The organism is Methanobacteriaceae archaeon (assembly GCA_029219465.1).
In the GTDB taxonomy this organism is placed as follows: Archaea; Methanobacteriota; Methanobacteria; order Methanobacteriales; family Methanobacteriaceae; genus Methanocatella.
On sequence record JAQXTL010000015.1, the window covers coordinates 68,232 to 78,896 of the forward strand.

The following is a 10,665-nucleotide window of genomic DNA, read 5'->3' on the forward strand; positions in this document are numbered from 1 at the left end:
TTAAATTTAACATTTATAAAGGTTAGTCAATTTTTTATATATTATTACCATGCCAATTTTTATAAAATATCCGAATAAATCAAAAAACTTAATATATTAACTATTAATAAATATATTACTGAAGAATTTATTGTAATTAATAAATCTTTATGAATATTATTTTATGATATTCAGCTCTATTCAAAATTTATTTAATTTTGAAGTTTTCTATTGGAGATGTTATATGTTAGATAATTTTTTTAAGTTTTCTGAAAACAATACTGATGTAAAGACAGAAATTATTGCTGGAATTACTACTTTCTTAGCTATGTCTTACATTTTAGGTGTAAACCCAGGAATGTTAGCTGAAGGTGGAATGCCTGCTACTGGTGTATTCTTCGCTACTGCTCTTGCATCCGGTATTTCTTGTATAATTATGGGGCTTATTTCTAAATATCCTGTTGGATTAGCTCCTGGTATGGGTATGAACGCATTATTTACTTATACTATTATCTTAGGTATGGGTAACACATGGGAAGCTGCTCTTGCTGCAGTTTTCATTTCAAGTATTATATTTTTAATAATTACTATTTCTGGTGTTAGAGAAGCTATTCTCAACGCTATTCCTCACAACTTAAAATTAGCTATTGGTGCTGGTATCGGTTTCTTCTTAGCATTCATCGGTTTAAAGGGTGCAGGAATTATTGTTGACGATCCTTCCACTTTAATTGCATTAGGATCATTATTCTCAGCTCCAGCTCTCTTAGCATTAATCGGTATTGCAATCACTTTAGTATTATATGTTAAAAAAGTACCTGCTGCTGTATTCATTGGTTTAGTAGTTACTGCTGTTATTGGTTTAATCTTTACATTATGTGGATTTGGTGTTGGAGACATGGCTATGCCATCCGTACCTACTCAATTCATATCAACCAGTTTTGATACTTCCTTATTCGGTGCATTTGCATCTGGATTTGGCCAAATATTCAGTAACATTCCTGACTTAATTTTAATCTTATTCTCCTTACTTTTCGTTACTTTCTTTGATACTACTGGAACTTTAATTCCTTTAGCAAATCAATGTGGTTTTGTAGATGAAAAAGGAGAAGCTGACGGAATCGACAGAGCTTTCCTCGGTGACGCAATCAGTGGAATTATTGGTGCTATCTTAGGTACCAGTACTTTAACCGCATACGTAGAAAGTGCAACCGGTATCGGTCTTGGTGGTAGAACTGGTTTAACCGCTATTGTAACCGGTATTTTATTCTTAGTTTCACTTATCTTTGCTCCTACCGTATTAGCATTATTCACTTCATCTGTAACTGCAGCTGCTTTAGTAATTGTAGGTATCTTAATGATGGTACAATTAAAAGAAGTTGACTGGGATGACATGGTTGTTGTTTCCTCTGTATTCATGACCATTATAATGATGCTTTTAACCTACTCTATTTCCTTAGGTATTGCATTTGGTTTTGTAACCTACGCAATCACAAGTATTGCTGCTGGTAAAGCAAAAGAGTTAAATTGGTTAGTTTGGGTAATGGTTCTTGTATTTGTCATTTACCTTTTCTTCGGACTTTAGATTTAGTGTTTAAATTTTTAAACACTAACTTTTCTTTTTTTAAAATATTTCAAAAAATACAATATTGATTTGTATCATTTATTTTAAAATAATGCTTAATTAAATCAATACTTAGCATATTAACTTCAATTAAAATAATTAAACTTTTAATAATTTGAAGTTAAATAATAAAATTAGGTAATAAAAGCTACTTATGGGTAGATTTAATAGTTAAAAAAATAAGATTTGTGGGAAAAATCAAATTAGTCTTTTCCCAAATTTTGTAAAACATCACCGCTTATTCTATATACTGTCCAATCATCCATTGGCTCAGCACCTAAAGACAGATAAAAGTCAATACTTGGTTTGTTCCAGTCAAGACACCACCATTCTAATCTTCCACATCCTCTCTCAACAGCAATCTGTGCAAGTTTTTTAATTAAACCTTTACCATATCCTTTTCCACGGTACTGCGGTTTTACAAATAAGTCTTCAAGATAAATTCCACCTCGGCCTAAAAATGTTGAGAAGTTATGGAAGAATAGTGCAAATCCAACTTCAACATCATCTTCAAGAACAAATATGACTTCTGCAACCTTTTTATCAAAAAGCCATTCGTTTAATAGCTCTTCTGTTGCAACAACCTCATCAAGCATTTCCTCATATTCTGCCAATTGTTTTATGAAATCTAAAATCAAAGAACAATCCTGTTTTGTAGCAAATCTATACTCAGCCATGTTAACACCTAGAATTTATAGTGAATATTATGGAGTTTATATAAGCATACTGAACTGCTTGAAGGGAATGCATAAATCATATCATCAAGTTCTTCCAAGGTTATTTTCTTATTTATGATAAATGCAAACATATTAGCCACATTTTCCGCATCTGCAGCATATATTTCAGCACCAACAATGTTTAAATCCTTATCAACAATTACTTTTGCCTCAGCAGTAGGATCGTTTTTAAGTTCAAGAGAATATGATTTACCGTATTTGATTGTGTGAACATCATAATCATCACTTTCATATCCAACATAAGCAGGAACACCGACAGTTGCAATTCTTGGTATAGTGTATGCTACCGCAGGAACAACAGGATATTTGATTTCATCAGCCTCTCCAAGTAACTCTTTTGCGAGGTATTTTGAGTGATGTATTGCAACAGTTACTAATTTTGCAATTCCAGTATCAGCAACATCTCCTGAGGCATAGATATTAGGAACTTCTGTTTGTAAATGTCCATTTACTTTAATTCCGTTTTTAGTGTATGTTAAGCCAACATTTTCAAGACCAATATCTTCTACGTTAGCTTCTCTTCCCATAGCTGCAACTACATAATCTCCAGTGATGCTTTTTCCACTTTTCAAAATAACTTTAAATCCATTTTCATATGCTTTATTGTCAATTTTAGCTTGTGGATCTCTTAAAAATTCATCACTGTTCATTGAGTTTTCAACATTTGAAACTTTAGCTGTTGGATTATTAATAACAACACTATCGTCTTTAATTACTTCTGTTACAGTTTCATTAAAGTGGAAGCGAATGTTTTTCTTTTCTAAAATTTCAATAACCCTTTGAACATATGGCTGGTGGAAATATTTTAAAGCCATATCTCCTCTAATAATAACATCAGCCTCATGACCTGCTTCTGCAAGGATTGAAGCAAATTCCATACCAACAAATCCTGCACCTATGATAACTGCATGTTTTGGAAGCTCAGCAATATCTAAATAATCAGTACTGTCATGTAAATATTCTTTTCCAGGAATATCTGGAATAACCGGTTTTAAACCTGTACAGATAACAATTTTTTCAGTTGTATATTGTTTATCATTTACCTGGACAGTGTGTTCATCAATAATTACACCTTTTCCATGTGCTACATCCAAATCATATTCTTTAAATTTACCATTTAGGAATTTGGACATTCCTGCGATGCGTTGTTGTTTTAATTTCATTAAATCTGGCCAGTTTACTTCAATATTGCCGGAAATTCCAACATCTTTAAAGTTATCAGCAAGTGCCTTGATTTCATAAGGTGCATCAAGTAGTGCTTTTGAGTTACATCCTCTGTTTGCACATGCTCCTCCAAATAAACTTTCCTCAACAATCAATATTTTAAGACCTGCTTTTCTTAAAAAACGGCCACCTTGCCATGCAGCATTACCGCTCCCAATATAAATAATATCATAATCCATAAAAAATAACCTCGATATTTGATTATTTATTATAAATCATATATGCTATTATCTAAATGCTTTTGGCAATTATGTTGAATAAATCTTTTGTTTTAAATGTTATTATAAACTCAAAAACATTTTCTGGAACTTCATATACAAGTGTTGGATAACCTGCCTGTGCAATAGGCTTTGATACTAAAACAGCAGATGAAGATTTGTATGTTTCATTACCAGTAACAGGATAGTAATTAAAATCACCAGACTGGTTAATATTTTTAGCTATTCTAACAGAAGCATCATCCATCTGTGGAGTTGCAACGTAAAATCCTTCACCATATTCTGGAATATGAGAATGGCTAATAACAACTGCATCGGCATCACTTGAAGTTACATGTGGATTTACATAGTCATGAACAAGACTCTCACCATTTGCTCTTCCAAGATTATAATCCTGTGCATCCCTAGTTACAGTAACCTTGTAGTGGATAATTTTAACATCATCACCGCCAAATTGTTTAGCTGCTTCGATTTCAGGACCAATAGATAATGGTTCTCTTGGATGCATTCCAGTAATTAAGGCAATACACTTTGTTGCATTTTCATTTCCACAAATACCAACTTCCACACTGCCAATATCAGTATCTGCTAAAGTTTCATAAGAAATATCCTTGGAATTTCCAAAAATAAGTATTAATCCAAGAAGAATAATTAAAATAATTATTATTTTTGTTTTTCTATTCACTTTTTACACATCCTAGAATCTAAATAATAACTATCCTAATTTAAAAAAAAGAAAAAAAGGAGAATTAGATTTTAAATAATTTTTTACCCCATTTGATTTTATGTTTTAAATCTTGAGCTTTCATTTCGTAGGTTTTTCCTGATTCCCCAAAGTTTTCATCTAAGTTTTCAGCTTTATTTTCAACATCAACTTCAGAAACTTTATCCAATAAAGCTAATTTCTTATCCATAACCTCAAATTCACTTTGTGCTTTTTGTCTTGCTTCGTAAAGCATATCAATAGCTTGTCCAACACTAATGTCTTGAGATTCTAATTCCTCTACTTTTTTTAATTGATCATCAGTTAACTCAATTTCTATCTTCATATTCATACCTCAAAAAAATATTCCTAATTAATTATATATTTGATTACATTGCATTTAAATATGTCATATTGATAAACTAAAATTATTTAATTAAAAATAAATAAAATTATATTTAATTATAAAAATAGGTTGAATTTTATGGAAATCAGCGCAGATGAAATGAAAAAAACAATACAAAAGATATATGAGCGTTTAGATAAGGTATCTCCCGTAGATTTTGATTGTGGTCAGTTATGTGGAGAAGTATGTTGTGTTTATGATGAAGAAGACTATCGCAATGAAGAGTTGGCATTATATCTTTTACCTGGTGAAGAATTAATGTATGAAGACAGTGACAGTTTTGAGCTATATTATATTGATTCATCTGAAATTAAGTACCCTCATTCCTGGAAAGACCAGATTTATCTTGTAAAATGTAAAACTCCACCTAAATGCGACCGTAGTATTCGTCCAATCCAGTGCAGAACATTTCCATTGATTCCTCATTTAAACAAAAAAGGAGAATTCCATTTGATTTTTGATGAAAGTGAATTTCCATATAAATGTCCAATTGTAAACAATCATATTAAATTAAATGATGATTTTGTGCGCACAACCTATGAAGTATGGTCTATGTTAATTTCCAATCCATTAGTGTATGATTTAATTGATATGGACTCCAGAATGAGAGATAATAGAAAAACAGATTATGAAATTATAATTTAATTATAATTTCCAGTTTATTTCATCAAGCCCTTTTTCTTTTAAGAATTCATTGGCCAGTTTAAAGTGATTAGATCCAAAAAATCCTATTCTTGCAGAAAACGGAGATGGATGTGAAGTAACTAACACTAAATGATTTGGATTGGTTAATAATTCCTTTTTCTTTTCAGCCTGTTTTCCCCAGAGTAAAAATACAATAGGCTGATTTTGATTGTTTAATATTTTTATCACATTGTCTGTAAATGTTTGCCAACCGCATTTGCTGTGTGAGTTTGCATTTCCTTTTTCTACGGTTAAAACAGTGTTTAATAAAAATACACCCTGTTTTGCCCAGTTTTCCAAACAACCGGACTCGGGAATTGGATATGAGTATTCCTCATTAATTTCCTTGAAGATATTTTTTAAAGACCTTGGTATTGGTCTTCCATGAGGTGTTGAAAATGCAAGACCGTGAGCCTGACCTTCTTCATGATATGGGTCCTGACCTAATATTACAACACGAACATCACTAAGTGAAGTTAATTTAAATGCATTAAAAATCTCATCATAAGGAGGATAAACTGTTTTAGATGAGTATTCATCATCAATAAACTCCTTAATTTTTAAAAAATAATCTTTTTTAAATTCTTCTGCTAAAACATCATCCCATTCATTATTAATCATGATTACACCTATTAATTTATTCCTGAAAACTTGTTTAATACTGGAATTTTATCTAAAGCCCATAAAATCACAAGAGATATTACCAAAGAACATATTACCATAAATGGTATTGAAATTATGAAATTCATATCTAAGAAGAATCTTGTGAAATTTCTTTTTAATGAAAAAATTACAACATAATGACATAAATAAATCCCATAGCTGTATTTACTGATAAGTGTTAAAGCACTGCCTAAGTTATTTTGTTCAATAGCTTCTAAATACTTTGTTTTTGATAAGTATTTGAAAAATACAAAAACACTAACAGATAAAGCCAATATTAATAAGTTAAAATAGCTTTTGTATGCAAAATGATTGTTTAGTAAGGATTGTGGTACTACAAATCCAAATACATAATAGGAATATAGAGCTATTGATGCGATTAATGCAAGAACAACAACTACTTTTGAGCTCAATTTATCTCCTAAATAATCATTATTAGCTATAAAATACCCAATTACGATATAAGTCATGAATGATATGAAATATAATGGTTTAGATGAATATGGGTCAAATAATCCGAATTCAGATAATGCAATGTAGATTACTGATAAAATGATTAAAGCTAAGATGAATTTCTTATCAAAGTTTTGCCAGTTTTTAGATCCATATTCAATAATTTTGTTAATTGCAAATATCCCAAGATAACAAATTACAATCATCCAGATAAACCAGAAAAGCACTCCAAGAGTTCCTGATGTTCCAAAGAATATATCAACTGCATTTTTTAAGTTAAAACCATGATCAATGAATACTACAGAATATGCAATGTAGATTAATACCCAAAAGAAAAATGGAATTAACAGTCTTGAGAGTCTTTTTTTGAAAAACTTGGTTAAAGATTCACGTCTGTTAATCAAAAGTGCACCACTTAGCATGACAAAAATTGGGATTGAAAATTCCCTAAAACAGTCAAAAAAAGCAGTTACTGGAAAATAGGGATTATTAACTCCCTGTGATAAAAAGAATATGCCTACATGACAAAAAACTATTCCTATTATTGAAATTGCGCGAAGTGCATCGTAATAAAATACTCTATTAGACATATTCAAAACCTCATCTATTTTTCTCTTACAAATTTACCACTCATATAATCAATTGTAAACTCAAAGACTTCTGTTTTATGTGAAAGTCTTTTAATTTCCTTAACTGTCATGTCATGAGTTGGGAAAAACTTATCTCCAAGACAGGTTAATTTATCTATCTTTTCATCCATATCTGTTAATATTTTAATGTTACCAAATACAATTACGCTTTTAAAAGTGTACCACCAGTCATCTTCTTGTTTAATTCCTTTATCCATTACACAAAAGGATGCTTTGGAGTTCTTTTTAATTGCATCGAGTTTATGGCCACTATTAGCCCCATGGAAATAAATTTTGCCATCAGCATACACGTAAGTAAGTGGAAGAGAATATGGATAATCATTATCTCCTAAAATAGCTAATACGCCCCTAGGTTCATTTTTTAATATTTCCACACATTCTTCTTGTGTAAGCTCTTGTTTTTTATTTCTCATTGGTCTAAACATAAATATAGATTTAAATGAAGTAATAAATAAATTTAATTCACTACTTCATCAATAAAGGAAATAATTTTGTTTACTGTCTGATTTTGTTGTAATTTAGCTGAAATTAATGCTTTTCCATCACCTGACTGATTACCATAATAACCAAATTGAGCATGATTTGCACCATCAATTATACATTCTGTGAAATTTCCTTTAATCAGAGATTTTGACTTGTTGTATTTATCCATGTTTAATACTTTATCACAAGATCCATAAATTGATAAAACCGGTTTTTCGATTTCACTGGACGGATATGCTGCAAATAATATTAAACCATCAGTATTATTTGTACCGTTTATATAAGAAGCAGCCATTGCTCCACCTAAAGAGTGACCTGAGATAAAATAGTGTTCATAAGATGAGTTTTTAATAATATCATCTGCACTGTTTTGACCTAAAAAAGCCAAATTAAACGGCATTTCAACAGCATAACAGTCAATACCCCTACTTGATATATTTTTAAGAAGTGGTGCATATGAAGTATATTCTACTTTTGCTCCAGGATAGAAAATTAATGCTGATTCATTACCCTTACCGTCAAACAACAATCCGTTTGAAGTTTTAACAACTAAAACATCACTGTTATTTTCCAAACAGTCAATAGCTGTTTTTTGAGCATGATAATAATCGTTTATATAATATATTCCAAATAAAGCAATAATTACAAGAACAATTAGTATTCCAATCTTAATTTTTTTATTCATGAATATATTTAAAAAAGAAGTAATATTTAAAAATAGATAATAGTAGGTTTAAAACCTACTTAGTTTAACAAATCAGTGTTGGTTGTTTCGATTTTTTCAACAACTTTTTGACCATCATTAGCCAAGTCACTAAATAACATGATGGTTTCTTTCATTTGAGGAAGTGCTTGTTGTTTGTATGTGCTTACATCTTCAATAGCTTGAATTGCTTCAACAAATGATGCTTTTAAGACTTCCGGAGAAATCATAGATTCGGCACTATGTTTTTGGATTTCACTTCCTTGTTCTCTAAGCATATGAGAAGTTGATTCAATAATGTTTTCAGTTGTTGAATTAATAATATTGATTTTATCCATAACGATTTTTTGGTCATATAAAGCACTAGCAACCATTACACCAGTTCTTAGAGCAGATACAGTGACGTTTTTAGCACGGTTTACTCCACGAATTAATTCCTTGTTGTTTCTTCTAATTACATTTAAAGATACAATACCTTGCTGGTTAACAACAATCATTTGCTGCATATCCATGATTCTTTGTCTAAGTGGGAATAAGATCTCTTCACTTACAAATCTAATCTTTTCAGGGTCAATTCCTTCAATTTCCGCAGTCTGGATTTGTGCTTCAATAGACTGATCCATTTGTTTTGCAAGTTCAATATCAGCTAAAAGCTTATTGGTAACTTCTCTTAAATAATTTTCTTCATTTAACAAAGTTGTATTGTCATTTTGAAGAATTCTACTGCTTTTATCAAGTGATTCAACAATTTCTGAAATTGCATGTTCTGCTTTTTCATATTTTGCAAAGTATTTTCTAACAGGATTCATTAAGTTTCCAAGAAAACCTTTTTTGGTAAAATCAATTTTACTTGGATCTAAATCTTTTACCTGTTTGTTTAATTCAAGTAAATTTTCCCCAATACTGTCTGATTCCTTTCCACCTTTGGTTAAATCAGAAAATCTTGTAGCTAACATTTCATTGTGAGAAGCAGACCTTGACATTTCATTTAAACCAAAATTATCTAAAGGTTTTGAAATCTCTTCTCTTGATTTTGGATTAGTTAAATCAGCATCAAAAATAGCAACTGCATTGCTTTGAGCTTGGTTTTTAAGATTGGAATCCTCTAACTTTTTTTCTTCCTGTTTTAATGTTGTTTCAACATCTTCTTTAATTTCATCAATATTTAATGAAAATTCCGCCATTATATCACCTTGAGTTTAATAACAAGTATTGCATAATATTGTAACTTATATATGATATTTAACATTTAATCCTTAAATTCTTTTTCAAGAAGTATTGTTACAGGACCATCATTTACTAAGCTAACTTCCATATATGCTCCAAATTCCCCAGTTTCCACATCAATTTCTTCAGCACATTTAGCGGTGAAATAATCAAATAAATCAGTTGCAACATCCGGAGCCAATGCTTTGTGAAAAGAGGGTCTGTTTTTCTTGGTAGAAGCATATAATGTAAATTGAGGAACTAATAATAGTTTACCTTCAATATCTTTAGCTGATTTGTTCATATGGCCTGATTCATCTGCAAATATTCTTAATTTTAAAAGTTTTTGGCTAAGATAATCAGCTTCTTTTTGAGTATCATTTTCACCAAATCCAACTAAAACCATTAAACCATTATCAATTTGACCAATAGTTTCATCATCAACTTTTACACTAGCACTAGTAACTCTTTGAACAACTAATTTCATTTAAATTCACCTAAAATATCTTATATTAGATATTTGTTTAATCTATTTAAAAAAGTTAATATTTATATTTGTCATTATAAATAATGAGGAATTTACGAAAATATTCATTAAATAACACAAAAAATAAAATATCATTCAAAAATCCAATATAAAAGAAATATAACTTTATAATAAATGAAAAAGGACTCTTTCAAAAACTTTGTTGATTTGAAATTTTTTGATGAAAATTGGTTTGGAATTTTTTATTTTGTCTAAAAATAGTTAAATTTAATAAATAAGTGGAGTAAAAGTTTTTATCATGCTAAACCAAAAAACAAATACTCCAAATAGTATTTTAGATGTTGAACAATATATATTTTGCGATTCCAATGATGGATTAGTGCTTTTCGACCCTCGTTTTGTGAAAATTTTTAAATCCTGTCAAAAGGCTTTGAAATCTTTTGATTTA

12 protein-coding genes are annotated in these 10,665 nt (G+C 30.1%); 2 read left to right on the forward strand and 10 right to left on the reverse strand.

The features are described from left to right. Positions 1 to 223: 223 nt before the first annotated feature. Positions 224 to 1,561: an NCS2 family permease gene (locus PUD86_07660; protein ID MDD6777156.1), complete on the forward strand. Its 1,338-nt coding sequence runs from the start codon at positions 224 to 226 to the stop codon at positions 1,559 to 1,561. Between the two features lie 242 nt (positions 1,562 to 1,803). On the opposite strand, the gene PUD86_07665 is transcribed toward PUD86_07660, so the two are convergent. The 4 genes from PUD86_07665 to PUD86_07680 form a co-directional block, all read right to left on the reverse strand. Further along, a complete protein-coding gene (locus tag PUD86_07665; GenBank protein MDD6777157.1) occupies positions 1,804 to 2,277 on the reverse strand; it encodes a GNAT family N-acetyltransferase in 474 nt (157 codons plus the stop codon). Between the two features lie 8 nt (positions 2,278 to 2,285). After that, positions 2,286 to 3,740: an NAD(P)/FAD-dependent oxidoreductase gene (locus PUD86_07670; GenBank protein MDD6777158.1), complete on the reverse strand. Its 1,455-nt coding sequence runs from the start codon at positions 3,738 to 3,740 to the stop codon at positions 2,286 to 2,288. Between the two features lie 52 nt (positions 3,741 to 3,792). Further along, the gene (locus PUD86_07675; protein ID MDD6777159.1) at positions 3,793 to 4,464 is read right to left on the reverse strand and encodes a hypothetical protein; all 672 of its coding nucleotides are present in this window, start codon (positions 4,462 to 4,464) and stop codon (positions 3,793 to 3,795) included. Positions 4,465 to 4,528: 64 nt separating this feature from the next. After that, the gene (locus tag PUD86_07680) at positions 4,529 to 4,828 is read right to left on the reverse strand and encodes a hypothetical protein (protein ID MDD6777160.1); all 300 of its coding nucleotides are present in this window, start codon (positions 4,826 to 4,828) and stop codon (positions 4,529 to 4,531) included. A 138-nt stretch (positions 4,829 to 4,966) separates the two neighbouring features. Between PUD86_07680 and PUD86_07685 the strand changes: the two genes are divergently transcribed. Then, positions 4,967 to 5,533: a hypothetical protein gene (locus tag PUD86_07685; protein ID MDD6777161.1), complete on the forward strand. Its 567-nt coding sequence runs from the start codon at positions 4,967 to 4,969 to the stop codon at positions 5,531 to 5,533. On the opposite strand, the gene ung is transcribed toward PUD86_07685, so the two are convergent. From ung to dtd, 6 genes are all read right to left on the reverse strand, one after another. After that, on the reverse strand, positions 5,534 to 6,193 hold the full coding sequence (ung, locus tag PUD86_07690) for a uracil-DNA glycosylase (protein MDD6777162.1): 660 nt from the start codon (positions 6,191 to 6,193) through the stop codon (positions 5,534 to 5,536). It lies immediately after the preceding gene. A gap of 11 nt (positions 6,194 to 6,204) precedes the next feature. After that, entirely contained in the window at positions 6,205 to 7,278 is a 1,074-nt protein-coding gene (locus tag PUD86_07695) for an acyltransferase (protein MDD6777163.1), read from the reverse strand. A gap of 14 nt (positions 7,279 to 7,292) precedes the next feature. Next, a complete protein-coding gene (locus PUD86_07700; GenBank protein ID MDD6777164.1) occupies positions 7,293 to 7,763 on the reverse strand; it encodes a pyridoxamine 5'-phosphate oxidase family protein in 471 nt (156 codons plus the stop codon). A gap of 32 nt (positions 7,764 to 7,795) precedes the next feature. After that, a complete protein-coding gene (locus PUD86_07705) occupies positions 7,796 to 8,506 on the reverse strand; it encodes an alpha/beta hydrolase (GenBank protein MDD6777165.1) in 711 nt (236 codons plus the stop codon). Between the two features lie 59 nt (positions 8,507 to 8,565). Then, positions 8,566 to 9,708, reverse strand: a complete 1,143-nt coding sequence (locus PUD86_07710) for a toxic anion resistance protein (GenBank protein MDD6777166.1) — start codon at positions 9,706 to 9,708, stop codon at positions 8,566 to 8,568. A gap of 65 nt (positions 9,709 to 9,773) precedes the next feature. Beyond that, positions 9,774 to 10,217, reverse strand: a complete 444-nt coding sequence (gene dtd / locus PUD86_07715; GenBank protein MDD6777167.1) for a D-aminoacyl-tRNA deacylase — start codon at positions 10,215 to 10,217, stop codon at positions 9,774 to 9,776. Positions 10,218 to 10,665: the final 448 nt, after the last annotated feature.

Bases quoted from the DNA above. Each gene is read 5' to 3' on its own strand.
- PUD86_07660 (MDD6777156.1), top strand. From the start codon at position 224: ATGTTAGATAATTTTTTTAAGTTTTCTGAAAACAATACTGATGTAAAG.
- PUD86_07665 (MDD6777157.1), bottom strand. From the start codon at position 2,277: ATGGCTGAGTATAGATTTGCTACAAAACAGGATTGTTCTTTGATTTTA.
- PUD86_07670 (MDD6777158.1), bottom strand. From the start codon at position 3,740: ATGGATTATGATATTATTTATATTGGGAGCGGTAATGCTGCATGGCAA.
- PUD86_07680 (MDD6777160.1), bottom strand. From the start codon at position 4,828: ATGAAGATAGAAATTGAGTTAACTGATGATCAATTAAAAAAAGTAGAG.
- PUD86_07685 (MDD6777161.1), top strand. From the start codon at position 4,967: ATGGAAATCAGCGCAGATGAAATGAAAAAAACAATACAAAAGATATAT.
- ung (MDD6777162.1), bottom strand. From the start codon at position 6,193: ATGATTAATAATGAATGGGATGATGTTTTAGCAGAAGAATTTAAAAAA.
- PUD86_07695 (MDD6777163.1), bottom strand. From the start codon at position 7,278: ATGTCTAATAGAGTATTTTATTACGATGCACTTCGCGCAATTTCAATA.
- PUD86_07700 (MDD6777164.1), bottom strand. From the start codon at position 7,763: ATGTTTAGACCAATGAGAAATAAAAAACAAGAGCTTACACAAGAAGAA.
- PUD86_07705 (MDD6777165.1), bottom strand. From the start codon at position 8,506: ATGAATAAAAAAATTAAGATTGGAATACTAATTGTTCTTGTAATTATT.
- PUD86_07710 (MDD6777166.1), bottom strand. From the start codon at position 9,708: ATGGCGGAATTTTCATTAAATATTGATGAAATTAAAGAAGATGTTGAA.
- dtd (MDD6777167.1), bottom strand. From the start codon at position 10,217: ATGAAATTAGTTGTTCAAAGAGTTACTAGTGCTAGTGTAAAAGTTGAT.